20 protein-coding genes are annotated in these 24879 nt (G+C 54.3%); 4 read left to right on the forward strand and 16 right to left on the reverse strand.

Going from position 1 to position 24879, the window contains the following annotated elements; translation table 11 throughout:
• Nucleotides 1-327: 327 nt before the first annotated feature.
• From HY913_21465 to HY913_21475, 3 genes are all read right to left on the reverse strand, one after another.
• Nucleotides 328-942 carry a LysM peptidoglycan-binding domain-containing M23 family metallopeptidase gene (locus tag HY913_21465; protein MBI4965861.1) on the reverse strand — a complete coding sequence of 205 codons (615 nt, stop codon included), beginning with the start codon at nt 940-942 and terminating at the stop codon, nt 328-330.
• A gap of 205 nt (nt 943-1147) precedes the next feature.
• Complete coding sequence (locus HY913_21470) at nt 1148-1825, reverse strand: protein-L-isoaspartate(D-aspartate) O-methyltransferase (protein MBI4965862.1); 678 nt, start codon at nt 1823-1825, stop codon at nt 1148-1150.
• Between the two features lie 186 nt (nt 1826-2011).
• A complete protein-coding gene (locus HY913_21475) occupies nt 2012-2530 on the reverse strand; it encodes a hypothetical protein (GenBank protein ID MBI4965863.1) in 519 nt (172 codons plus the stop codon).
• 524 nt (nt 2531-3054) lie between these two features.
• On the opposite strand from HY913_21475, the gene HY913_21480 reads away from it, so the two are divergent.
• Nucleotides 3055-3729, forward strand: a complete 675-nt coding sequence (locus HY913_21480; protein MBI4965864.1) for a TraR/DksA family transcriptional regulator — start codon at nt 3055-3057, stop codon at nt 3727-3729.
• Nucleotides 3730-3883: 154 nt separating this feature from the next.
• Here the strand turns inward: HY913_21480 and HY913_21485 are convergent, their stop codons facing one another.
• Complete coding sequence (locus HY913_21485; protein ID MBI4965865.1) at nt 3884-4081, reverse strand: hypothetical protein; 198 nt, start codon at nt 4079-4081, stop codon at nt 3884-3886.
• 337 nt (nt 4082-4418) lie between these two features.
• Between HY913_21485 and HY913_21490 the strand changes: the two genes are divergently transcribed.
• The 3 genes from HY913_21490 to HY913_21500 all read left to right on the forward strand — a co-directional run bounded on the left by HY913_21490 (nt 4419) and on the right by HY913_21500 (nt 11691).
• Nucleotides 4419-5333 (forward strand): polysaccharide deacetylase family protein, encoded by a 915-nt coding sequence (locus HY913_21490; protein MBI4965866.1) that lies wholly within the window; start codon nt 4419-4421, stop codon nt 5331-5333.
• 349 nt (nt 5334-5682) lie between these two features.
• On the forward strand, nt 5683-11157 hold the full coding sequence (locus HY913_21495; protein ID MBI4965867.1) for a hypothetical protein: 5475 nt from the start codon (nt 5683-5685) through the stop codon (nt 11155-11157).
• Between the two features lie 9 nt (nt 11158-11166).
• A complete protein-coding gene (locus HY913_21500) occupies nt 11167-11691 on the forward strand; it encodes a nuclear transport factor 2 family protein (protein MBI4965868.1) in 525 nt (174 codons plus the stop codon).
• A 455-nt stretch (nt 11692-12146) separates the two neighbouring features.
• On the opposite strand, the gene HY913_21505 is transcribed toward HY913_21500, so the two are convergent.
• The 12 genes from HY913_21505 to HY913_21560 all read right to left on the reverse strand — a co-directional run bounded on the left by HY913_21505 (nt 12147) and on the right by HY913_21560 (nt 24807).
• On the reverse strand, nt 12147-12686 hold the full coding sequence (locus HY913_21505) for a hydrolase (protein ID MBI4965869.1): 540 nt from the start codon (nt 12684-12686) through the stop codon (nt 12147-12149).
• A gap of 386 nt (nt 12687-13072) precedes the next feature.
• Entirely contained in the window at nt 13073-13336 is a 264-nt protein-coding gene (locus tag HY913_21510) for a hypothetical protein (protein ID MBI4965870.1), read from the reverse strand.
• Nucleotides 13337-13578: 242 nt separating this feature from the next.
• Nucleotides 13579-14403 carry a 4Fe-4S dicluster domain-containing protein gene (locus HY913_21515; GenBank protein ID MBI4965871.1) on the reverse strand — a complete coding sequence of 275 codons (825 nt, stop codon included), beginning with the start codon at nt 14401-14403 and terminating at the stop codon, nt 13579-13581.
• 72 nt (nt 14404-14475) lie between these two features.
• A complete protein-coding gene (locus HY913_21520; protein MBI4965872.1) occupies nt 14476-14916 on the reverse strand; it encodes a hydrogenase iron-sulfur subunit in 441 nt (146 codons plus the stop codon).
• A gap of 71 nt (nt 14917-14987) precedes the next feature.
• Nucleotides 14988-16670 carry a CoB--CoM heterodisulfide reductase iron-sulfur subunit A family protein gene (locus HY913_21525; protein MBI4965873.1) on the reverse strand — a complete coding sequence of 561 codons (1683 nt, stop codon included), beginning with the start codon at nt 16668-16670 and terminating at the stop codon, nt 14988-14990.
• Between the two features lie 13 nt (nt 16671-16683).
• Nucleotides 16684-17817: a CoB--CoM heterodisulfide reductase iron-sulfur subunit A family protein gene (locus tag HY913_21530; GenBank protein MBI4965874.1), complete on the reverse strand. Its 1134-nt coding sequence runs from the start codon at nt 17815-17817 to the stop codon at nt 16684-16686.
• A gap of 129 nt (nt 17818-17946) precedes the next feature.
• Nucleotides 17947-18117: an FAD-dependent oxidoreductase gene (locus tag HY913_21535; protein ID MBI4965875.1), complete on the reverse strand. Its 171-nt coding sequence runs from the start codon at nt 18115-18117 to the stop codon at nt 17947-17949.
• A 201-nt stretch (nt 18118-18318) separates the two neighbouring features.
• The gene (locus HY913_21540) at nt 18319-19449 is read right to left on the reverse strand and encodes a (Fe-S)-binding protein (GenBank protein ID MBI4965876.1); all 1131 of its coding nucleotides are present in this window, start codon (nt 19447-19449) and stop codon (nt 18319-18321) included.
• The gene (locus HY913_21545) at nt 19446-19874 is read right to left on the reverse strand and encodes a hydrogenase iron-sulfur subunit (protein MBI4965877.1); all 429 of its coding nucleotides are present in this window, start codon (nt 19872-19874) and stop codon (nt 19446-19448) included. Before HY913_21545 ends, HY913_21540 begins: the two co-directional genes overlap by 4 nt.
• Before the next feature lie 164 nt (nt 19875-20038).
• Nucleotides 20039-23047, reverse strand: coding sequence for a CoB--CoM heterodisulfide reductase iron-sulfur subunit A family protein (locus HY913_21550; protein ID MBI4965878.1), 3009 nt, complete (start codon nt 23045-23047; stop codon nt 20039-20041).
• Nucleotides 23048-23312: 265 nt separating this feature from the next.
• Entirely contained in the window at nt 23313-24164 is an 852-nt protein-coding gene (locus HY913_21555) for a CoB--CoM heterodisulfide reductase iron-sulfur subunit B family protein (GenBank protein ID MBI4965879.1), read from the reverse strand.
• A 94-nt stretch (nt 24165-24258) separates the two neighbouring features.
• Entirely contained in the window at nt 24259-24807 is a 549-nt protein-coding gene (locus HY913_21560) for a 4Fe-4S dicluster domain-containing protein (protein ID MBI4965880.1), read from the reverse strand.
• Nucleotides 24808-24879: the final 72 nt, after the last annotated feature.

Genomic DNA, 24879 nt, shown 5'->3' on the forward strand with positions numbered 1-24879 from the left:
ATTTGGATCTCCGACCCTGGCGGGGTCGACCATAAATATGAGTTGGACTTCAGGATTGGTCGACCCCTCCAGGGTCGGTAATTCAGGGCTGTAGCAGTACTTCCGGTCCACGGGTTACACCCGTGGCTACCATTGGTACGCCCCTTCAGGGCTCAGAATCCCTTCTACCCCCGCAAGACTGAATGGTTACGTTCGAAGTAAGCACTCGGTTACGGGTGCGGAAAAACTGTCATTGCGAGCGCAGCGAAGCAATCTCAAAGCCTAAGGTTAGAGATTGCTTCGTCGTTTCACTCCTCGCAATGACAAGGTAACACGAGCCAGAATGGTTCACGTCCTCTTATCCAGAAAAAATAAAGGGTTTCGGGGCTTGGACCGGGAAGTGACCGCAAAATAGAGCGACGGCTCAGCCGCTCTGCCTGAACTGCCGACAGATCCGATCGCCTGGCCGCGCTTAACAAGGGTCCCCTTGTTTACGCTTATCGCTTTCAGATGCGCGTACACGGTGACCAAACGGTCCGGATGTTCGATAAGAACTACGTTTCCATAACCGGCCATTTTGCCGACATGGCCAACCTTGCCGTCACCCGCTGCTTTGACGGGTGTCCCTTCCGGGGCCTGGATAGCTATCCCGTCGTGCTGGGTTTTGTCTCGGACGCCGAATTCCGAAATGACTTTCCCATTCACCGGCCATGAAAGGAGTCCTGTAAATGCTTGCACATCCGTTTGAGGAGTGGCGGAGTCAGGTGTTGCGCGGACATGTTTCACACGGGACGCGCCAGGAACAAAAATCTTGCTGCCGGCCTTCACGTCATAAGGAGGCTTGAGGTTGTTCACTTCCGCGAGATGCTGAGGGTTTACATCATAGGCCTTTGCTATCATGGACAGGTTTTCGTTTGCCTCGACAGGATGATACAGACCGCTTGCCGGTAGACTTGGCTGCATTGCAGGAAGCCGCAGGTTTGGCGGTAGCCCGGTATTATGATGGGGGCATCCTGCCAGGAGGGTCATGAGGAAGAAGACTAATAGAAATTTGCAGAATACGGTCACTAGCAGATGTCGCTCTTTTCGGCTTGATTTGAGAGGTCTTTAGGGCGAAGGCCTTTGCGTTCGAATGCCGCGGTTCGCGTTTGACGCAACCCACGGGATTTCAAAATTCCCGCCAACCGTGCCTCCCCACCAGGTCGACGAAACGGCAGCCGGTGTGGCTTTCTACTGTCGTCCCTTCTTGGGTCTTGACGACCAGCTTGAGGGTCTGAGAAAAGCGATTGCCGACCGGGATTACCAGTCTACCGCCGACCTGGAGTTGATTTACGAGGACTTCGGGCACGGTGGGTGCTCCTGCGGTTACTACAATTCCTTCAAAAGGCGCTTCTTCCGGCCATCCTTCAGTTCCATCCCCCACCTTGAAGCTGATGTTGTCGTACCCGCAGGCAGTCGTCACTTTGCGTGCCTTCTCTGACAGGTTCTCTATCCGTTCCACCGTGTAAACCCACCGGCACAGCCGCGTGAGGACCGCAGCCTGGTACCCTGAGCCGGTTCCGATCTCGAGGACTCGCTTATCTGACTCCGAGTCCAGCAACTCGGTCATTAAGGCCACCATATACGGCTGGCTGATCGTTTGCCCCTCACCAATGGGAAGAGGGTTGTCGTCATAGGCCTCCGACCAAAGAGATTCGGCCACAAAGAGATGGCGAGGAACTTCTCCCATAGCGGCCAGGACGCGGCGATCCATGATGCCGCGAGCCAGAAGTTGCCTCTGAACCATCATTGTTCTGGCAGTGGCAAAGTCTCTCAAGGGGCTTTGGGTTCCTTCAAATATGCTCATACGAATATACAGCCTGTCCTCGGTCCGTGATCGGCCTGACCCTGTGATTAATATAAATCAGCCTGACCCACTTGAACACGCACCAACCTGCTCAAGAAAGTTCGGTTTGTCAGATCCAACCGTCCCCACCACTACATAATTGGCATACGCGGGCACGAAGCGCCCGTCAGTCTTCGGTAGAAGCGCTCATCGCGAAGGAGGCCCGTACACGCTCGCCGGAGGAAGCGGCGCCGAGTTCGCAGGGGCTCCCGGAGAAGGGTGGCCTCCCTGTGGCTGTGCGGAAGGCGCCCCCCCGCTCGTTGCCGGCGCGCGCGGGAAAAAATTGCTGTCGAGGAAATTGGAGAAGCTGTCTATGGCATTTGACGGCAGACTGAAAACCCAATCAATGGTGCCTGACAGGAAATTCCGAGGGGACACCGCGCCCTCGTAGTAAGGGTTGTGATAGGGCGGGTAAGGATAAGCAGGGTCGCCCTGTGTGCCCGATGAGTAATCAGGCGAACCGGGTTGCCCCTGGTACGCGGCGGGCGGCTGGTGAGTCCCTCCATAGGTTTGCGCTGGCGGGGCATAGGACTGAACCGATGGATGGGTAGCATTGGGCACGGTTCCTGTGCCCGTGGGTGGAGCAGGCGGGTAATTCCAAGCCTGCACCATAGAGACCATGCTGAAGACCACCACGAAGACACCAAGCAGGCTGTTGATTCTCATGTGCTTCTCTCCCAAAGGGTTATTAGTTGGGCTACTTAGACTGAACCGGCTAACATTTCAACTCTTTTTTCAAAGGATCAGGTTTTTTTAGAGCGGACTGCCCGGCTTGCTGCGCATGAACCCTACTTCAGGCCGGCCATTTAACGGTTACCTGAAATTATGCAGTTTAGGACGGGGGCTTCACATCATGCCGATGTCAGGGGCCTGTTGGGCAGTCCCGCGACCCGCGGGGCTGCCCAACAAAAACATTCCTTCCACCCCAAAAGACTGAATGTTTACGGTGGTCTTCAGAAATATGTTGACAGGCATCCTCGGAAGATATAAGTTCCGCGTCCGCGTACGAGACCCCCCGGTCGTGTCGTACGCGCGGCTCAAGATTGATCTGTCCGAGACCTGCCTGCTTGGCCAATTGGGCCCAGCGGCCGCTACTTGGTTTTTCGCATTAGCTGACCCTGGATCTTGCGCACAAGTACTTCAATGATTATTTAACGCGGACGGAAGTGACAACCGAGGAGTAAGTGATCATGCTGTCCACTCATGATTGGATGACCCGTGAAGAGATAGCCGAGGTGCTGGGCATAGTGCCTAACAGCGTCCGCGGCAAAGTCCAAAAAGGCCAAATAGAACGCAAGGTGGAGAACGGTAAGAACTTGTACAGAGTAGCTGGTGCCGAAGCGCCACAGACTCGTACCATTCAAAGGGAACATGTTCCCGGGCCGCCCCCTACTCCAAAACCCGCTCCTTCAAAACCTCCGGCTCCAAGACCCATGGAAGAGGCCAAGAAGCCCCAAACGGAACGGCCACCGTTCAACCCGAAGCAGGTCTTGTTGGATCAAATAGCTTCCCTGAAATTGGAGCGTAACATTGACGCCATTGAAAAAGGCGATGAGATCGACCTGGCTACAGGTGAAATATCCAGGGAACTGGCCGCAAAGATTTCAATGAGGCAGCACCGCCAGCTAAAGGAAATAGAAGACGCACTGGAAAGATTGAAACTCGGGGAATACGGCTTGTGTGAGGAATGCGGCGAACCCATACCCGAGGCACGGCTGCGCCTGTTCCCGGCTGCTCGTCTGTGCGTCCGCTGCCAGGAAGAACTCGATCAGTATGAGAAGTTCAGGGAAAGCCAAGGGCTCCGTGGAGGCGCATGGAGAGAGGAATCCACCGAAGCGGGATACACCAAGACATTTGAGGAGTGAACCGTTCGGCAATTGACCCCGGAAGGGCTGCCCGGCAACATTACCGGTAACATGGTTCATGGTTAACTAATTGGAGCGGTATTGGCACCGCTCCTTTATGGTTTCAGAGCGGTACGCGCAGGAACAACAGGCCAGGCGGCAGGTGTTTGGTCCCTCAATAACAGATCCGATAACCCTGGTCCTCCAACTCCTCGATTAGTAGTGTCCCTTCCTTTTCCGTTCGGACCGGAATCCACAGCCCGAACCCTGTGACAAAGAGTTCGTTGTTTTCGTCTCTGTAGATCCTCAATGGGCCGCTCGAACGGGACGCGGCCGGCTCAGCCTTGTCTTTTTGCGCGTCTTCCTCGTCCATTTCTCTCATCCTCGTACACCGGTTCTCCGTCGAACAGTGAAAAATCCACCAGATCGTAAGCGGATCTGTGTTTGCTCAGGTCACTAGGACCGCGAGGCCGCTGTTCATGGGATTTTGGGTGCCACTGACCTGGTTGCCAGGTCAGTGCCTATATTGCTCACCGCTGATCTTCACGGTTTCAGAGTGCACCGGCATTATGTGGTGCTTCTCCAGCAAAGGCCTTGACACAGGGTCCCTTTTCTAGCTACGGTTTTCATACGTTCTTTTGCACGATCGAGTCAATAAGGTTTACGGCCGGCAGGCGTGAGGCCCAGCCCCCATCGAACAGTCCCAACTGTTGCAGGAGCATCCTCTGTCAGGCGAGAGCAAGACTCGGACTCTTAACCAGACCCGTTCCGCGTCAACCGTAGGACGTCGGGCTTTCCTGCGCTTTGGAGCGGCCTGGATTGCAGCATTCCCTGTTATTTCCCCTCTAGTTTCGCAAGCCGGTCTCCTGCCCACCGCGATAGACAAGGAGTCGGGCCTAAGTGATGTCGAAGTATTTCCACGGCCGGACGATGAAGCCATTGGCGAAGCCGTCGAAGAGGGTCCTCTGTTCCTGACCTTTGACGACGGACCAGTGGATAGCACCGATATCATTTTGGACCGATTGGCAGAAAACGGCCAGAAAGCCACTTTTTTTGTGATCGGCCGCAACCTGGACAAAACACGTTGGCGAAATCTTGCGGTTCGCTCTCTGAAAGAAGGGCACTCGCTGGGAAACCACAGCTACACACATACTTCCTTCTTTTCCCTCAGCCGCCAGCAGGTCGAAGAGGAGATGCGCGAGACTCACAAGCGTTTGGAAGAAGTGGCCGAGGAGGCGGGTCTCAAAGGCCGGTCCCAAATTCTTTTCTTCAGATTTCCCTTCGGCCACACAGGCTCCAAGACCAATTACACAGCCGCGTCAAAGGTCCTGACCCAACTCGGCTATAACGAGGCCTGGTGGGACCTGGATACTGAAGACTGGCGCATGCGCGTCGCTCCCATATATCGCGGGTCTCGTGTCCTGGGCAAGGTAAAGAGAGTCAAACCCCGGGATGTGGTCCTGTTCCACGACCGAGCACGCACGGCCGAGATTTTACCTTCAGTTCTTCAAATTCTGAAAAACAAGAAATTGACTTCTTTATCCATGTCATCTTATGACTCTCGGTGGATGAGACGCTGGGACAAAAAACAGGCAACCGAAGAAGAAACCATGGGATTGCTCTGATTTACTGTATAGTGGCCTCGCGTTGTAGGAATATGTCGCCATACGAGTTCGCATTCAAACAGTGAAGCCGGTTGGGGGTGTCTTCTTGGAACCTCCGAAACGAAGCCGGGCTTGCTGCACGTGGCGGAGGAGGTCTGCCGGAGACGGTCGTTCCGGACTTAATAAAGTAATCACCGACGAAAAGCGCATTGGTGTGAAACAGGTAATTTGTAAGACACTTTTTTCTTGTGCAAATTTTTTGGTAATTTTTTCGTCAGATCTCCGGTAACCTGGTGGGAATGATTACAAAACAGGGGGATTTTCCCTCTCATATTGTACGAAACCGTAAGATTTTTGGATGGGGTGAGAAATGAACAAGTTTTCTTGGGGCATGGTTGTTGTAGGGTTAATTGCTCTCCTCGGAATCGCTCCGGCATCTGCTTCTACCGACGAGCTTACCGCCTATGCTTATCGCGATTCCTTTTTCCGCGGTGAAAAAAAGGAAACATGGGCTGTGAGGGTGAGGTTCAATCACCCGGTCTTCCCATCAAATCTGGTTTCCGCTACGACAGTCACTATCGGAGAAGCACCCGAGAAATTTGAGCTTCGAGACACTCGAGACAATAAGGTAACAACCGAGGCCGCGCGTGAATTCCGGATTGTGCCGATAAAACCCGTGACCAAGCCCGAATCTGTCAAAATCACCATCGACAAGTCTCTTTCAGACGCAACAGGTCGTAGGCTACTGGGTAAGGATTTCTCTTATCAATTCATAACGCTGGAAAAGATATGGGTTAACAGCGTGACTACTTTCTACAGGTCTCCAACTGAAAAGGGGCTTCAACTGTCTCTATCGGGAAGGATCGACCAGAAGGAGCTTGCGGGCGCAATCAAGATAACTCCGGCGGTGGAGGGCCTGAGCGTCGATCCTCCAGGCTACGAAAACAACTTCCGGATAAAGGGGAACTTTGAGCTGGATAGGGACTACCACCTGCATGTCGCGCAAATGACCGTGGGCAATGGCCGAGGGCTGCTTGTGGCCAAGGATTTTCGGTTCAAAGGTCCGGGGTTGCGGCCCGAAATTACGGTGAGGACCGATCGTTCCGTGGTGGAGCTGAAGGGACGCCAACTCCTCCCGCTCACGCTCTCCAATGTTACCAAGGTCCGATGCAGAGTCGGCAAGATCCCCGCTTACCTGATACCGGAAGCCGCGGAAGCCCTGCGAATTCCGGACAAGCCGAATCAAAAGCTGTGGAAAGAGCAGGAAGAAGCCTTCAAAAAACTCGCCGCCGCGGGCAAGGTTGGGGCCGTTTTCTCAAGCGATTCCCCTGAAGAGTCGGAAGTCTATTTTGCACCCGAGGCAAAGGGCTTGGTTCAACCTTATTCACTCCCCCTTTCATTCCGCAAGAACCCCGACCATGGCGGGGCTTACAAGGTCGCTTTGTCCGATCCGGACGGGCAAATGCGCGGCGAGTCCACACGGATAGTCCAGATCACGGACCTTGCAGTCAGTTACAAGATATCCGGCCGGTCGCTATTGTTGTGGGTCACCCATCTCTATACCGGCGAGCCTGTCGCCAACGCAGAAGTAATGCTTACAGACTCGGAAGGCAGTCGATATCTGGCCGGCAAGACAGATGCCGGCGGAGTCTTGGCGATCAAGGAAGGGCAGGCCCTCCAGGCGACTGCCGGTCTCAAAAACACGGCCGGGCCCTCCACGCGACCCGTACAATTGGCCAAGTTGAAATGGGCGATCGTCGCTACGGACAAAGACTCCTGCGGCATTCAGTTGGACCAACTTCGACTCAAACCATTTGCCGTTGCCCAAACCAGCAAGTTGACGGATCAGCCCGATGCCCGCAGAGGCTATGCGTTTACGGAAAGAGGCGTGTACAAACCGGGCGAGACGGTTCATTTCAAGTTCGTGGCAAGGGCGTACAAGGATCACAAAATCGTCTCTCCGAAGGGTGAAGAGGTCAAAGTCGAGATCACAAGTCCCAGAGAGGACGTGGTTTACAGCAAAGAATTGAAGCTGAACGAATTCGGCTCCTGCTACGATTCGCTTCAAGTGAAAAGCTTTTTTGCTGTAGGAACTTACACTATCAGGGTCACAGTGAAGAACCATGCGGAAATCGCTGAAACCCCGGCAGAAAAGCAGGCCCAAGCCGAATCGGAGAATCAAGAGGAAAATCAGGGCAGTAAGAAGAAGGTCCAAAAACCCGGCGTCTTTACCGCCACGTTTATGGTGCAGGAATTCAAGAAACTCCGGCACTATGCCTCGCTTTCGCTGAAAAAGGAAGAACGGCCCGACCCGGCGTTTATCGGCCTGAAGCGTGACGAGGAATACCTCAACGTCGAGGTCAAAGGGTTGTACTACACGGGTGGGCCGGTCAAGAATGCTCGTGTACGCTGGAAGACCATGCTCGTCCCGGTGGTTAACAAAGTCCAGGGCCTGGAAGGCTATCTATTCGGCAATGAAGATGAAGCCACGCGGTTCCTCGAATCCGGAGAATCGACTCTTGACGGGCAAGGAAAGCTCGATTTCAAAATTCCCCTGGACCCCAAGTTGCTCACCGGCATCTATGGCGTCAAGGTGTCCGCCACTGTGTTGGATGTGGACGGCGAACCTGCCACTGAGGTCGAGACCTTCAATCCCAAGCCCAAGTTCCTGGTAGGGGTCTCCGGTCATCCACGACAGGTTCAAAGCGGCTATGCGTCCCCGCTCAGGATTGTCGTGGTGGACGAAAGCGGGAAAAAAATCCCTTCGGGCAAAGTCGAAGCCGCGATAATGGAGAAGAAATATTTCAATATTCACAAACGAGACGACGAGGGAAACCTGAATTATCAATGGGAAGAGGGTTGGATGAAGACCCTTACCTCGCAATTGTCACTGGAAAACGGTGAAGGTGTTTTTCCCCTGGAGCTGAACGACTCCGGGAATTACATGGTGGCCTTCACTTACGAGGCTCAAGGCGGTCGATATACCAGTCAGACAGTCTTCAAAGTCGGATGGGAGGATTACGACAACTGGATGCAGAGCCGCATGCGCTCGGAAAAGGCAACCCCAACGAGCAACGAGATCCTGGTGGCTCTGGCAAAGAACGAATACCGCGTCGGCGAGCCCATACAAGTGCAGTTTCACACGCCTCGACCGGTCAAAAAATGCCTTGTGACAGTTGAAAAAGGGGAGGTGCTTGAATACAAGGTCATCGACGTCAAAGGCGCGGATGGGACTTACGAGTTCACTGCCAAGGAGGGCTTCCAGCCCAATGTGTTCGTGTCGGTCATGGCCCCGGCCGGCCGGGAAGGGTTCCCGGTCTATGCCAGCCAAGCTGACACTGATATTCCCATGGTCTACTACGGGTACGCGGATATCAGCATCAGGAGCGAAAGCCAGAAGCTCCGCCTTGACATTGACCCTGGCGTTTCCGACCTCAAGGGCCGACCCGCGGAGACCAAAACTATCAACTTCAAGGTGACGGACCAGAGCGGTAAAGGGATTGTGTCCGAGTTGGCGGTTTGTGTGGTTGACGAGGCTGTCCTGGCATTGACCCGTTTCCAGACCCCTGAATTGTCGACCCTCACAAAGTTCAATATTCCGCTGGCCGTGTTCTCAGGGGATTTGCGTCTGGCGCTTGTGAGTCAGGACCTGTTCCGGCTGTTCTCCACCCGGCCGCTGACCGGAGGAGGCGTGGGCATGGGGGAGGTCAGCGCCAGCCTCCGCAAGGATTTTCGGCCGGTGGCATATTTTAACCCTGCGTTGGTCACGGACGGGTCCGGAATGGCCAAAATTGAATTCAAGCTCCCGGACACGACCACTGCATACCGAGTTTACGCGGTCGTTTGCGACCGTGGCTCGGGTTTTGTTTCGGGCCAACGAAACATGGTGGTCACCAAAGAGTTCTTCGTCGAGCCTTCATTGCCTCGATTCGCGATCCCGGGTGATCGGTTCACATTTCCCGTTGTGGTGAACAATAAGACAGGCGAGCAAGGTGAGGCCACTTTGGAAGCAAAGGCCTCAAAAGACCTGACGGTGAAGCTTGCCCAGTCTGCAATCAGACTGGAACCGTGGTCGTCCGCAGTGGTTAAAGCAATGACGGAAGTGGCCGGGGGGACGGACAGAGGCACTTTCACTTTCTCCGGCAAGTTCATCGGCAAATCCGGCCAATACACTGACGCAATAGAACTCACCCTGCCGATACATTCGAGGTACAGGCCTGTTCACAGGGCCTCGTTCGGTGATTTTGTCCAACAGGTGGAAATTACGGCTGCTTATCCTGAGGTATTGAAGAAGCTCAAACCCGAGGACGTAAACCTTGCCGACTTCAAAGCCCACTTGAGCCTCAGCACCACCAATTGGGCCAGGATCGCGCCAGGGCTCAAATACCTCCTGACATATCCGTACGGCTGCGTTGAGCAAACCAGCTCAGGGGTGATACCTCTTGCGGGTATCAGGGGACTGGTTAAATCAGGGGCCATTCCAGGCATCGAGATCGACCAGGTGGACAAGTTCCTCAAAGGCGGAGTCGAACGGCTGCTTTCCATGCAACTGGCCGACGGCGGTTTCGCTTACTGGCCCGGCCAGTTAAACGCGTCATGGTGGGGCACCATGTATGCTACTTTCGCGCTGACAGCTGCTCGCGAGGCAGGATTCGATGTCCCTGCCGACCGAATGGATTTGGCCATGAAATTCTTGCGTGGGAGTCTGTTCGAGGAGAAAGGCACCGATGAATACCATTCCAACGCGTGGACCAAGGAATTCGCAGTGCTAAACCTCGCCACGGACAAGCAATTGACCTCGCAGGAGTTGGACGGCTTCTTTGCAGGGTATGATTCCTTGAGCAACCAGAGCAAGGCGTTGCTCCTCATCGCTGCAAAGAAGATTGGATACCTGACGGGCAAGAAACGAACGGAAATGGTCAATAAGCTGGATCCCAAGCCGGATCCGAGCAGATCATCCTATACCGACTCCAGCTTCAGGGAGATTGCCATCTGCCTAATGGCCGGTATGGAACTTGGGGCGACGCGGCCGAAAGAGGACGCCTGGGCCGGATTTCTCTTGAGAGGGCTGAAACCGGACGGGAAGTGGGCCTCGACAGCGGACACCGGATGGTGTTTGCTCGCACTGAGCAAATACTATGAGGCCAGACAGCCCAAGAAGACCTCACCGGTGAGGCTGAAGGTCAATTATGGCGCAGAAAAACCAATGGAGGTCCAGATCACCGATGCATCGGCTTATTTGGAGCTGGACCCTCGCGTGCTACTGGACCAGGGAAAGATCAGAGTGGAATCCGATTCGAAGGACGCACTGATTAATTACACTCTTTCCCTGACCTATCCGGACATGGCTACCGATCCGGGGGAACTATCCCGAGGGTTCGCGCTTGTCAAGAAGATGGAAAACCTTAACGGCCAAAAAGAAATCCGAGTGGGGGACGTGGTAAGGGTGACTCTGGAAATATCCCTTAACCCTCGGGACAAAGCCAAACGATATGATCAATTCGACTACTTGGCTCTGGAAGACCCCGTGCCCGCAGGTATCGTGCCGATAAACTCCGAACTTAAAACCGAAGGCGTGGAAGCGGAGAAATCATCGCGTGAAGGTGCTTATCGCGGGGATGGATTCTCTGATTTCACTCCGAGCTATTTCGAATTTCGCGATGACAGCGTCAGGGTTTTCAAAAACCACGCCTGGACGGGCAACTTCAGATATTCTTACCTTGCCAGAGCCGTGGCCGAAGGGGATTTTTGGATGCCGGGCTCTAGAATATCTCTCATGTACGCTCCGGACACATTCGGCAAGACCCTTGGGGAAAGGGTCCGGATACTCTCAGGAGAGAAATAGGAGGAAAACATGCGATTGACAAATTGTGTCGGGCTGGCGTTGTGCGTGCTTATGGCGGCATTTTCGCCCGTAATAGCCGGAAAGGCCGACCCTCAAATAGAAAAGGAAGTGAAAGAGTACCTGGATCTCTCCGCCAAGGCCTATGAGAGCAAAGATGTGGCAGGTACAATGGCGCTGATCGCGCCGGACGCGGAAGTGGTGTTCATTGATGGGGATTCCGAAAAGCCGGTGGTGGGCCAGGCAGCGATAAAGGCCGCGTACGAGCAGGAGTTTGGTCAAATCAAGGGCGCTTCAATAAAATATACCTCGACGTTGGTCGGCGCCAAAGGAGATGTGGCGTGGTTCGCTGCTCAGTGTGCCGTCAGCGTGGACACAGGAGAAGAGAAGGTCACTCTGCCCGCACATTGGACCGGAGTCTTGGAGAAACGTGACGGCAAGTGGCTGCTGGTCCAGTCCCACCTCTCATTCCCGATGCCGGAACCGCCGCAGGAAGAAGAGCCGAAGCCTGAAGCAAAGCCCGGAGAGAAGAAGTAGGGAATTTGCGGAGAGAACCTTTTTGAAAAAAGGTTCCTCCCCGCACCCCTCTCCAAAAACTTCTATAACCTACTCGCATGGTGGCTTCCGCTGACAGCGGAAGCCACCATGCGAGTAATATATATAGAATTTCTTGCAAAGGGGCACCGAGGAGACTCCGTTACACAACGGATTGTTCAATTATGGCTGTTGCCAGAAATTTTGTCTGTTTCCATCCCACAAACAGCGACGGGAACTATGGCTTGTGTGCCACTGCTGGCTTGCCCAGCAGTGGCACACAGGACACAACCCTCATTTGTTGAACACCACCTGCAAAACGTCAAAACTTTTGAGAATCACTATAGCGTAGGATGTGGTGAACGAAGTGAACCGCATCGCTCGCGAAAAGAACACGAATCCCACTCCTCGCGGGACGGTTCCCATTGATCACCGCATCCTACGCGGGCTCTCCCTTGCTATTTCACTACCTTTAACATCTGTTTGAACTTTTCGCCCTCCGCGACCCGGAGTAGTTCGAACAGGGCGGTTTCAGTGCTCGTAATAGACGCTCCCAGTTCTTTGCACCTCTCCAGGCCGATGGCCTTGTTTTCCGCAGTGCGGGATGCCACAGCGTCCGCGACTACCTGCACGTCGTACCCCAGGTTCACGAGGTCCATTACGGTCTGATAAACACAGACATGTGACTCGATTCCGGCCACCAGCGCCTGTTTGCGATTGAGTTCCTCGAGCTGCTCCATGAAACGGATTTCACCGCAGCAACTGAAACTCAGCTTGGTCACCGGACGGAGGTCGGAAAGCAGCTCCGCCACCTCAGGCACGGTGTTGCCCAATCCCTTGGGATTCTGTTCCGTCATCATGATCGGAAGGCCCAGGACCTTCGCGCCCTGAATAAGCTTTACGGTGCTTTCCAACAGAGCATCTTTTTCGTGCATTGCGCGAGCCAGTTTTTCTTGAACATCCACCAAAACGAGGATTGTATTTTCTATGGCAAGCATTTTTGTTGACTCCTTGCGAATGAGTGAAGTGCGACCGGCAATGTTCTTGCACAGCGAACTATGCCTTTAGCTCCGTTTGATGCTGCGACGTACCACGTATCTACAATTGCGACGGCTTAGCCTGAAGCAATCTCCATTGGTGGGACAGGCTTCCAGCCTGTCATTTCAAATGACCGGCAAGATGCCGGTCCTACTGAAAATGAGATTTCTTTCCCGCTGACCGCGGGATAGTACTCCCCGCAATAACAATGTTCAGAACCATCATGAGACAAAGCCTCGGAACCATATTTCCACGGCATGGCAAGACCTGCGGAGTTGAGGCAACAATCCATTACGCAAAGAGATTTGCCCGGAAACTTCGCTGCTCGAAAATATGTTCGTGTGTTTCAACCGGCGGATTTCGCGTCAGGGGAAATGCCTTGCTCTTCCAATCGGGTGAGAAGGATTTCCCTGGCCCTTGTATTCAGCCGGATCACAGCCACGCCACCGCATTTGGAACATACCTTGCCGATGGGCAAGTCCGTCTCTTCGAGTAATTTGCGGATCCGCAGATAATCCGTCTTGATCAAGGTCATCCCGCAGAAAGGGCACTCCATGATGATCTTTTTGGGATAGAACACAGTGGTGGCAGTTTTGGGCTTCTGGTTCATGTCTTGGCCTGGCACGACAGAATCAATCGGTCATGGTCCGCGATCCTACAAAGGGGCATAACCTCTTTTCCATGCGATTCTTGGTAACAATGCCGGGAACCGCCCGATGAACGGGCATAAACCATCAAGCGCCGGACGCGCTTCCAACTTAAGAGTTTGTCGGGAGTGGCTTGGGGAGTCCGCTTTTACAGAAACGTCCCCCCGATGATTCTTCAACGGTTTGTCAGGTTTTGCAAGAACTTTTATTCGTTCGCCGCGGTGTGCCCCGGATCAGGCCCGAGGATATTAAGAGGAGACTTCCCTTCGCCGGGTTCTCCCGTGATATACCCGAATTCATCCCGTACTATTTCTGCCACCTTTTTGTAGAGGGTTCGCAAGGGTATTTCAGCGGGACAAACCTCGGTGCACAAATTGCAGTCAATACAGCGACCCGCCATGTGAACCGCCCTCGTCAAGTGAAACATCGGATTTTCCGGGGGCAGATCGCCGGTCCGAATCAAAGCGTTCTCTTCGAGGGTGCAGACATTGCAAAAACACACAGGGCACACGTCGCGGCAACCGTAGCACTTTATGCAACGGTCAAATATTTTCTTCCAATAATCCAGCCTGCCGAGCAGATCCAAGGCCATGACGTCATCCACGGTGGCGTTTTTGACCGGTTCAGCCTTTACGCCTGCCACGAACTCATCGGGGAAAGGTTTGCGGCATTCATGGGCTTGTGCCAACTCTGCGGGACAGGCTATTCCGACCCTTACTATCTGCTCGGTCCGGGTCATCTGATTCCAGCGCAGCAGCTCATTCAGGGCGCGTTCATCGCATCCTCGGAGCAAAACACCGATCACCTTGTCCGGAGTACTACTGACCACGGTCATCAGAATCTTGGCAATCGGATACCGGGAGTCACCGGGTCCTTCCAGGTCGCCTATGCTGAGGCCGTCGCTGAGGTCTGCCGGATTTTCGTACAAATGCGGGACGATGTTTCCGTTCTCGTTCCTGAGGCCTAGGAAAGCATTTATCTTTCCGTCTTCCAAAAGTGTTTTGACGTGCGCTGCTACTTGCTCGATCATTTTATCTCTCAGTACAAGGTTCTATTTGACGATGGACGTTAGAAGCGGCTCCACAAAAGGAGAAGCGACAAATTAGCCGGCTTTCTCCATGACCGCCGGGTTGCTCAACGGCGACGGGCCAAGACCACGGATCTTCTCGACGAATTCTGTGACGACCTTGGCAAAGCGAGGTCCTTCGGCGGAGGAAACCCACTTGAGCATCAGACGCTCCGGGTCAATTCCGGAAAATTCCAGGAGCTGCTTCATGAAAGCGATTCTTTTGACCGTCATGTAATTACCGTACAGGTAATGGCAATCTCCGACGTGTCAGCCGCCTACGAAGACGCCGTCCGCGCCTTTCTGGAACGCTTTCAAGATCTGGTGCGGTCCGACCGTTGCTGAACAAAGCGTTCTTATGGTCCGCAGGTTCGCGGGATATTGCAGACGACTCACCCCGGCAAGGTCCGCTCCCGCGTACGCGCACCAGTTGCACAGGAAGCCGATTATAGTAGGTTCAAACTGTTCGTCGGACATTGTCACTCCCTTTAAGGGCTTATGTTCTTGTTCCAGCTCGCTTGTTCAAACAGCCTCGGAGGGCTTGGATTCTATCCGGCCAGGGCCTGCTCGATCTGCGCGTAAATCTGTTCGTTGGAAAATCCGTCGAGCCTGGCGCTTCCTGACGGGCAGGTTGCCGCGCATCCACCGCAGCCCTTGCAAAGCACCTTGTTAACCTGGCATATGCCCTGTTCGTCGAGGTAGTTTATGGCTCCGTACGGACAAACCTTTATGCATCCGAGACATCCGCAACACGTCTCAGGACTGATATCTGCGACTATGCCGCTGGTAAACAACGCCTCCTTGGACAGGACCCCCGCGGCCCTTGAGGCCGCGCCCAGACCCTGAGCCACCGCTTCTCTGATCGTTGACGGGAAGCGCGCGTTTCCGCAGAGATAAACGCCGTCTGTTGCAAAGTCCAAGGGCTTCAGCTTCACATGTCCTTCCAGGAAGAAGCCGTTTTCGTTCAAGGGCACCTTCAGCATTGTGGAGATGTCGCTCGCGTCCTCCTGTGCTATCAACGGAGTGGACAGGACCACCAGATCTGCAGGCATCGCGATCTGTTTGCCCATCCGAAGGTGATACACTTTGACCTGGCCTTGTTCAACCGTCGGAGGCCGCTCAGGATCGTAGGTCACGTAACGCACGCCCAATTCCTTGGATCGTCGGAACATGTCCTCGTTTTCTACGCCATACATCTGCATGTCCCGATACAGAATGGTGATCGAGATATCAGGATTAGCCTCTTTGAGCAGTATGGAGTTCTTCACGGCCGTCATGCAGCAGATACGTGAACAATAGGTCCGCTCTTCGCACCTGGAACCGACGCATTGAACGATCACCACTTTCTTGGTGTCCGGAAGGCTTCCCGCGCGAAGCATACCCTCCAATTCCAGGTGGGTGATGACCTTGTTGCCGTCGTAACCGAAGAGCCCTTCAGGTTTAAGAACACGCCCGCCGATAGCAACAATAATTACCCCGGCTTTGACCTGGTTTTCCGTGCCGTTATCGTTCAGGGTCACCGCGTAGTTTCCCACGTACCCTTCGGCCTTCTTCACCTCGGATCGAGTATGGATGGTCACTTTAGGGTTGTTCTTGAGTCGTTCCGACAGGTCGTTAACCAAGGTTGATGGCGGCTCATTCGAGGGGAGGATCATATTGAGGTCGTTTAGCAGACCGCCGAGCTTATCCTGTTTTTCGACCAGATCCACTTCGTATCCCATGTTGCCCAGGGCCATTGCCGCGGACATCCCTGCAACACCGCCGCCGATCACCACGGCCCGATGGAAAAGGCTGAGCTGGATACGATTTAGCGGCCTGAGTTTGGCTGCCTTCGCCACTGCCATGGCTATCTGGCCCTTGGCCCGTTCGGTGCCCTTTTCGCCCTCCCGCATATGAACCCAGGAGCATTGATCCCTGATGTTGGCCATTTCGAAGAGGTACGGATTAATGCCGCCCTCTTCACACGCGCTCATGAACAGCGGTTCGTGGGTCCTCGGGGTACAGGAGGCCACCACGACACGATTCAAATTCTCCCGCGGAATGGCCTCTTTTATTTCGTTTATGCCGCCTTCGGAGCACGTGTATAGGTTTTCCTGGACGAACGCCACATTGGGAAGGGTCTTGGCGTAATCGACCAGTTCCTTCATTTGCAGATATCCGGCGATATTGGACCCGCAATCGCAAATGAAAACGCCCACGCGGACGTCACTGGATTTTGCTTCGTCTTTCAATCTCTTTACTCCATCAAACGGCCAGTGCCTGGCCGCCGGTCATGACCACTTCTGCGGCTCGGGCCGCTGCACTGCTGGCTTGTGCCACCGATTCGGGAATGTCTAGCGGGCCTTGGGCACACCCACATGTGAATATTCCCGGAACGTTCGTGTCCAGGGGCCTATTCGGATGTGTTTTAACAAAATTGTTCTCTTCAAGCTCCAGGCCGAAAAGTTCCGCCACCTGGCCGATTCCCTTCGGGGCCGAGCACGCGTTGGCTAGAATCACCATGTCCAACGTCATTTCCACAACTCGTCGCTGCTCGGTATCCTCGTAATAAATCACGGGATTTAGATCCTCATCCTGGAGGATTTCAGCCACGCGGCCGCGGACGTACTTCAATCCGGAAACCTTAGCGCCCCGAACCTTGTACTCTTCAAATCCTTTGCCCACGGTCCGAAGATCCATATAAAAAATATAGGATTCGGTTTGGGGTTCGTGTTCCTTGGCGATAATCGCTTCCTTGATCGAGTGCATGCAGCAATAGCTGGAACAGTACTTATGGAACCGGAAGTCTCTGGATCCCACGCATTGGATGAATCCCAGCTTCTTAGCTGTATGATATTTGTGGACTTGCTCTTCGAGGCGTTTCTGTTCTTCCACAAGGCGTGCCATATCGTTTGGATCTTCTGATTTCTCCGCCTTCTTCATGAGCTTTGGGATCTCTTTGAGACGAGCCTCGCCTCGAATCGTGGATGGCCTCGTGAGATGGCCCTTTGTCGGACCGCCCGCGCTGAGCAAGCGTTCCATCTCCAACGAGGAAATCACGTTCGGGAGGCGTCCGTACCCGTATTCGGAGATCTGTGTCGCGTCGAAAAGCTCATATCCCGTGGAGACAATAACGGCAGCCACGTTTAGGTCAACTTCCGTTGGCTTCTGCTCGTAGTCAATTGCTTTGGCCTGGCAGACTTTCGCGCACACACCGCACTTCTGCCCCTGCATGACCCTGCAAGAATTGGGATCTATTGTGTAGACCGACGGAATTCCCTGCGCGTAGTCCTTGTAGATAGCCTTGCGGTCATCCAGGCCGAAGTTGAACTCGTTCGGCACCTTGGTAGGGCACTTCTCCGCGCACGCTCCGCAGGCGGTGCACCGGCTGGAGTCCACAAAACGGGGCCTACGGTGAACCTTTACCCGAAAGTCGCCCACCTGACCCGAGAATTCAGTTACCTCGCTGTAAGCCAGAAGATTTATCTTGGGATGCCGACCGACATCCAGCAGCTTAGGCGAGAGAATTCATATGGTACAATCGTTGGTGGGAAAGGTTTTGTCCAGTTGGGCCATCTTGCCGCCTATGCTGGGGTTTTTCTCCACCAGGTGGACCTGGATTCCCATTTCACCGAGATCCAGAGCGGCTTGCATGCCTGCTATCCCACCGCCGATTATGAGAACTTCGTTTGAAGCCATTTCGTTACCATCCTTGGGGTTCGTGGCGCCGAATTACCCTCTATGACCATGCGAATCGACAGTAGCACATCATCGGTTCGCGTTTTGTTTTGGTAGGGGCACGGCATGCCGTGCCCCTACAACAAAGGTGACCACAATATCAATGCAGCACAGTATAGCGTTTCTCCATGCTAACGGTGGCATTCCGCCGGTTTTTTCCGATCAGATCTTGAGGGTCTGTGCAAGCAAATCGTTTATGTCACGGATTTTCAGTTCGATGTCCATATCTCGCAATGCACAGCTCAAATGCAAACGGCACTTGGGGCAGGCCGTCACGAGCGTGTCCGCGCCCGTCGCAACAGCCTCTGCAAGCCTGTTCTTTTGAATCGCCTTGGAACAACTCGAACATCCCATCCAAGCGCTCGTGCCGCAGCAAATGCCGTTCTCACGGTTGTGCTGCATCTCCTTGAACTCTATACCGGGGATAGCCTGGATCAGGTCGCGAGGCTGCTCGATGATTCCGGCCTGACGGCCCAATCTGCATGGGTCGTGATAGGTCAAAACCCCATCCGAAGGAGCGAAGGATATGGCTCCGGACTTCACTTCCGCTGCCAGAAGCTCGTAAAAGTGGACTATCTCGATGCCGAGATCGCCAAGCACCTCGGGATAATACTTCTTAAACGTGAGGTATCCTTCGGGGCAGTGGAAAACCACCCGCTTGCAACCGAGGCTTTTTATGAGCTTCACGTTGCGCTCGGCAAGTCGGGCGAAGTTCTCCTTGTCGCCGTTCCAGAGCAGATCATGGCCGCAACAACGCTCGTCGTCGTGGATAACCGGTTCGATGCCCATGGTATTGAGGAGCTTCAGGACGCCTCTCGGGCCGTCCATCACGTCGAGGTTCCAGTCTGTCTGGAATTCCACGTCAAAAAACGGGGAACAGCCCACGAAATAATAAGTATCGCCGGATTCGGAAATTCTACCGGCTTCCCTGGCCCAGTCGGTCTTGCTCTGCTTGATGTCCAGGGTCTGGAGCCTCATGATGGTCTGAAAGAGACCTCGGTGCGCGGGAACGCCTCCCTTTCCTTGACGCACGGCCTCTTCGCGGACCATGCGGACAAACTCGGGATAATCTATTTTGGAAGGGCACCTGGAGCTGCACTGGCCGCATGACAAGCAAGACCATATGTTTACGTCTTCCAGGGGGTTCTCTTCTTCATCCATCAGGACCTTTTCGACCATCAAACGAGGTGAAAACTCGGGTGTGACGCGTGAAACAGGACAGCTACCCGTGCAAATACCACAGTCAAGGCAATAGTAGGCCCGAGTCTGATCAACGATCTCAGGTAAGTTCATGCCGCGGTCTCTCTTTTTGAAAGTGGGTTCCTTCCCAGCTTTCGAATGTCTTCAGTGAATTCCCGGACAGTCTCTGCAAACCGCGATCCTTCCGATGCGGACACCCATTGCTTGCGCAGACGGCCGTCTTCTATACCAAGCAGCTTCATCAGCTTGCGGGTTTTCTCGATAACCTTTGTCGCCTTTTCATTACCTTCCAGGTAATGGCATTCACCGAGGTGTCAACCGGTGACAAGGACGCCGTCCGCCCCTTTTTCAAAGGCCTTGAGGACGTACGACGGCACAAGCATACCGGAGCACATGAGCCGGATCAGCCGGATGCTTGGCGGATACTGCATTCTTCCCACACCCGCCAGATCCGCGCCAGCGTACGAACACCAGTTGCACGCAAAAGCTATGATTTTGGGATCAAATTCTGCTGTCATTTCTTCTCCAGAAAGAAGAGTCTTTGAAGTCAAAAACAAGAAAATAACTTGCCTATTCCGTCACATCCCACGAAGTCTCGGAGCGGAACACTCAATGATGCAGGAGTTTTTGAGGGGGGAGTGGGGGGAACTTTTTGCAAAAAGTTCCCTCCCACACTCGTCTCTCAACCCATCATAGCAGCGTCGATCATGTCGCCGATCTGGTCGTCTTTGAAGTGTCGGACTTCCGCAGCGCCGGTGGGGCAAGCTACACCGCAGGCTCCGCATCCCTTGCACAGAGCGGGGTTGACTTCCGATTTCGATATTCCCGCCGCGATTTCTTTAAGCTCAGGAGCGTGGAACGGGCAGACCTCGACGCATCGGCCGCATCCACGGCAAAGGAACGGATTGACCACAGAGACCATACCCGGCGCTTCAACATAGCCTCGTGCCAAAACCTGGGCCGCATGAGCGCCGGCAGCCTCGGCCTGGCCTATGGTTTCGTCCAGCGGCTTGGGATAATGAGCCAATCCCGCCAGAAAGACCCCGTCGGTCGCGAAATCGACCGGCCTGAGCTTCATATGGGCTTCCAGGAAAAACCCGTCTTCGTTTGTGGATACCTTATAAAGCCGGGCCAGCTCTTTGTTATAATCGTTGGGGATGATAGCCGCGGCGAGCACCAAGCTGTCCGCCTGCAAGGCCATAGTCCCGCCGAGGATCAGGTCCTTGACCCTTACTGCTATCTTCTTGCCCATCTCCACCACGGGAGGGTTTTCAGGTTCGTAACGGACGAAGACTACACCCATTCGGCGAGCCTCTTCGTAATAAGGCTCATTGAGGCCGAACGTGCGGATGTCTCTGTACAACACAAACACATTTGCCTCGGGGTTGGCCTCCTTCAACGCAAGAGCTTCCTTCACCGCGTGATTGCAGCAGACCTTGCTGCACCACGGGCGTTCCGCGCAACGGGAACCTACACACTGGATAAATACCGTGGTGTCTGCCTTGAGCACCGAGGGATCTTGAGCCCTCATGGCTTCACTCATCTCGAGCTGCGTTCTGATCCGCGGATCACTGCCGTACCCGTAAATATCCGGCTTCCATTCGCTCGCGCCGGTGGCTATGACGGTCACGCCGTGCTGGATTTCACTGGTTTGTCCGGTGTTGTCCGCAATCGTGGTCTTGAAACTGCCTATGAAGCCCTCCACATCTTCGATCCGGGAATTAAGGTGCACGGTAATGTTCTCATGGGAAGTGGCCTTCGCGACCAGCTCCTCCAAAAAAGGCCGCACGTCTTCACGCTTCAGAGTATGGGCCAATCTCCAAGCGTTCCCGCCAAGCTTGTCGGTGGCTTCCATCACGTGAACAGGGAATCCCTGCTCCGCGAGGTTGAGGGCGGATGTCATGCCCGCGACACCTCCACCGATCACAAGAGCGGATTGAACCATGCCCAACTGCTGATCCTGAACTTGCTCCAGCAAACGACTACGAGCCACGGCCATTCGGATGAGGTCCACGGCTTTTTCGGTCGCCTTTTCTTTCTCGTGCATGTGGACCCAGGAGCAATGCTCTCGAATGTTGGCCATTTCCACCAGGTACTTGTTCAATCCGGCTTCTCTGGCGGTTTCCTGGAACAAGGGCAAATGTGTGCGAGGGGTGCAAGAGGCGACTATGACGCGATTTAAGTTATTGTCCTCTATGATCTTTTTGATCAGAACCTGCGCGTCCTGTGAGCATGTAAAGAGGTTCTCGCCGGCATAAGCTACGCCCGGCAATTCCTTTACCTGCTCGACCACCTCGGGAACGTTTACCGTGGAAGCTATGTTGATCCCGCACCTACAGACGAATACGCCGATTCTTGGGTCCTCACCGACGACATTTTTTTCCGGAGGCAGTTCCTTTTTGACGGTTAGGGTGTTCCGCTCGGCAGCCAGCATTTTCACCGCCGCGCCCGCAGCCGCGGAAGCTTCCATGACGGTCTGAGGAATATCCTTGGGCGCTTGAAACGCGCCTGCAACGAAAACACCGGGCCTGGAAGTCTGCACGGGCTCGAATGTTCCGGTGTCACAGAAGTGGTTCTCCTCAAGTTTGACGCCCAGCTTGCCCGCTGTTTCAAGCGTAGAGTTCGACGGCTTTATTCCCACCGCAAGGACCACCATATCAAAGGTTTCGGTGATCAGTTTGCCGTCCTCGGACACGTAGGTAATCTGCAAGTCGCGAGTGATCGGATCTTCGACCACCCGACTTACCATGGAACGGATGAATCGCACGCCGCCGTCGCCTTTGGCTCGTTCGTAATATTTGTCAAAGTCCTTGCCGTAGGCTCGTATGTCCATGTAGAAAATCGTGGGTTCAATAGAAGCGTCATGTTCTTTGGCAATGACTGCTTCCTTTATGGAAGCCATGCAGCATACGGAACTGCAATGGGGCATGCCTTTCCTGCGGTCCCTCGAAGCGACACACTGTATCCACGCCATCTTCTTGGGATGCCGTCCGTCCGATGGACGCTTAACCTCTCCACCGAACGGCCCTGAAGCGCTCAGGATACGCTCCATCTCCAGGTTAGTGACCACATTGGGCATACGCCCGTGTCCGTATTCCGAAATATGGGCCGTATTGAACAGTTCGTATCCCGGCGCAAGTATTACTGCGCCGACTTCCACATCAACGATCTCATCCTGTTGCTCGTAATCGACTGCGCCGGCCGGGCACATCTTTTGGCAGACGCTGCATTTCTTTCCTTGGAAGATACGGCAATGCTTGGTGTCAATCGTGTAAACGGAAGGTATGCCCTGCGGGTAATCCTTATAGATGGCTTTGCGGACGTCGTGGCCGAAATTGTACTCGTTCGGGACCTTGGTAGGGCACTTCTCAGCGCAAGTGCCGCAGGAGGTACATTTCGCCGGGTCGACGAACCTTGCTTTCCGGCGAACCTTTACCCGAAAATTTCCGGCCTCGCCCTCAATTCCTTCCAACGCGCTGTAGGCCAGGACCTCAATATTCGGATTCTGAGCCAGTGTTTGGAGCTTGGGGGAGAAAATACATGCAGAACAGTCATTCGTCGGGAAGGTTTTATCCAGTTGGGCCATGACTCCGCCGATGCATGGCTTTTCTTCCAGCAGGTAGACCTTGAATCCGGATTCGGCCAAGTCCAGCGAGGCCTGGACTCCGCCGATGCCGCCACCGACGGTCATTATCGCGCCAATTCTATCACTCACGACGCCCCTCCTGAGATGCGGGCCTTAAGAATCATTCAGCACACCTTTGTGCGAGCTTTTTGAGAATCTGTGGGAGACTTTTATGTAAAAGAAAGTCTCCCTGGTGCTCCCTTCAAAAGACTCCCTATCTTTTCCGCTGGAGAGCTTCCGCTTACTGCGGAAGCTCTCCAGCGGACATGATATAAGAGTTTTTGGAGAGGGGTCTGGGGAGACCCTTTTTGTTCGGTCTCCCCGGAATATCCTAAACCAGTCCTTTCGCGGCCAGGACCTTTTCCGGTGACACCATATGCTTGCCGAACCAGCTTCTCACTTTTGAATCCCCAAACGCCACACCCATCAGTTCAGTCAGGTACAGGATGGGCATTTCATAGAGCTTGCCCGTGGCTTTGGAGAGGTCCGCTTGCCTGGTGTCCAGGTTGGCCTGGCACATGGGACAGAAAGTGACCATCGCGTCCGCTCCAACGAGGATCGCCATGTCCAAAAGCTTGCCGGAGAGTTTCAGGACGAGATCCGTGCGGGTCAACGCAAGGGAGCCGCCACAGCAATCGGTCTTATACGGCCAGTTGAGCACTTCGGCGCCCATGAGTTCGAGGATGTGGTCCATCTGCACAGGATTTTCGGGGTCTTCGGGTTCCACTACCTCAAGGGGTCGGACGGCAAGGCACCCGTAATACGGAACCACCCGGAGGTCCTTTAGCGGTTTTTGAACGCGCTCTTTCAATTTGCTGCGCAGTTCCTCAAGGTGAAACATGTCCATGCCGGCCAGGACGTTGATTTCGCCCTTGAAAGGAAATTGAGCCTGCAATTCCTTTTCGGCGAGTATGTGCTTGGAGGCTGCCTTCATCCGTACGTGGCAACCTGCACACGGCGCGACTACATCTCGGCCCAGCTTTTCAGCGGTCAGGAGGTCCCGCGCGGGTAGAGCGGTTTCGAGATACGCGTCGACCATGTGGGCCGAAGAAGCTCCGCAGCAAGTCCAATCGGGTAGCTCGTGGAGCGTCACATCCAGTTTCGCTGCGGCGTTCCTGAACGATTCGTCCAACTCGACGGCCGAACCTGTCAAAGTGCATCCGGGATAGTAACTGAGTTCCATTGTTAATCCTCTAAGCGTCCGCCCGCGTTCCAGGTTGCCCGGGTGCGGAGGACTTTATGAATGGGCACTGAGGAATGCCTTTTACCTCAGCGGGTCATTTCATTGACGACTTGTTGAAAACTTCTTTCACCTGGCCGATGTTCTTCGATCGGTGGGGCAGGAGGTGTATCCTGCCTTTTCGGAACATCTTCCAGCCCAATTCCATGTCGCTGAAATAGGACTTGGTCTTCATCTTGTATATGCCGATGAGAGCCAGTTCGTGCACTCGCCCAAAAGTACGTATAGTCTTGAGAAACGTCTCATGGAAAGTCGGCACCTGGGATTCCTTGGTCTCGATCTTTTTCTGAAGGACCTGGTGGCGGATCGGATCCAAGAGAGCCGGCACATCAATGCCGTTCGGGCATCTGGCCCCGCAAGTGTGGCAAGTGAGGCACAACCAAATGCTCTCGGAAGCCACTATCTTGTCCACATCTCCCAGAACGGCCAGTCGCACCATCTGATGCGGGAGCAGGTCCATTTCGGGGGCTACGGGGCATCCTGCGGAGCATTTGCCGCACTGATAACACTGATGAATTACCGAGGCCAGATCATGGGCCAATGGGCCTACCTTCCCGGTCGGCGCGTTCGGACTGCCTTGCTGCATCGTCGTCTCCTGTGTTGAGGATTGCTCCCGTCGGGGAGACACAATCCTAATTGGAATTCATTGAACCACGTT

It is taken from the genome of Desulfomonile tiedjei, from assembly GCA_016212925.1.
In the GTDB taxonomy this organism is placed as follows: domain Bacteria; phylum Desulfobacterota; class Desulfomonilia; order Desulfomonilales; family Desulfomonilaceae; genus JACRDF01.

Coding starts and splice junctions, on each gene's coding strand:
- HY913_21560 (MBI4965880.1), bottom strand. CDS start 24,807: ATGCAGCAAGGCAGTCCGAACGCGCCGACCGGGAAGGTAGGCCCATTG.
- HY913_21480 (MBI4965864.1), top strand. CDS start 3,055: ATGCTGTCCACTCATGATTGGATGACCCGTGAAGAGATAGCCGAGGTG.
- HY913_21495 (MBI4965867.1), top strand. CDS start 5,683: ATGAACAAGTTTTCTTGGGGCATGGTTGTTGTAGGGTTAATTGCTCTC.
- HY913_21510 (MBI4965870.1), bottom strand. CDS start 13,336: ATGAACCAGAAGCCCAAAACTGCCACCACTGTGTTCTATCCCAAAAAG.
- HY913_21515 (MBI4965871.1), bottom strand. CDS start 14,403: ATGATCGAGCAAGTAGCAGCGCACGTCAAAACACTTTTGGAAGACGGA.
- HY913_21505 (MBI4965869.1), bottom strand. CDS start 12,686: ATGCTTGCCATAGAAAATACAATCCTCGTTTTGGTGGATGTTCAAGAA.
- HY913_21500 (MBI4965868.1), top strand. CDS start 11,167: ATGCGATTGACAAATTGTGTCGGGCTGGCGTTGTGCGTGCTTATGGCG.
- HY913_21470 (MBI4965862.1), bottom strand. CDS start 1,825: ATGAGCATATTTGAAGGAACCCAAAGCCCCTTGAGAGACTTTGCCACT.
- HY913_21485 (MBI4965865.1), bottom strand. CDS start 4,081: ATGGACGAGGAAGACGCGCAAAAAGACAAGGCTGAGCCGGCCGCGTCC.
- HY913_21465 (MBI4965861.1), bottom strand. CDS start 942: ATGCAGCCAAGTCTACCGGCAAGCGGTCTGTATCATCCTGTCGAGGCA.
- HY913_21540 (MBI4965876.1), bottom strand. CDS start 19,449: ATGAACTTACCTGAGATCGTTGATCAGACTCGGGCCTACTATTGCCTT.
- HY913_21475 (MBI4965863.1), bottom strand. CDS start 2,530: ATGAGAATCAACAGCCTGCTTGGTGTCTTCGTGGTGGTCTTCAGCATG.
- HY913_21555 (MBI4965879.1), bottom strand. CDS start 24,164: ATGGAACTCAGTTACTATCCCGGATGCACTTTGACAGGTTCGGCCGTC.
- HY913_21550 (MBI4965878.1), bottom strand. CDS start 23,047: ATGACCGTCGGTGGCGGCATCGGCGGAGTCCAGGCCTCGCTGGACTTG.
- HY913_21535 (MBI4965875.1), bottom strand. CDS start 18,117: ATGGCTTCAAACGAAGTTCTCATAATCGGCGGTGGGATAGCAGGCATG.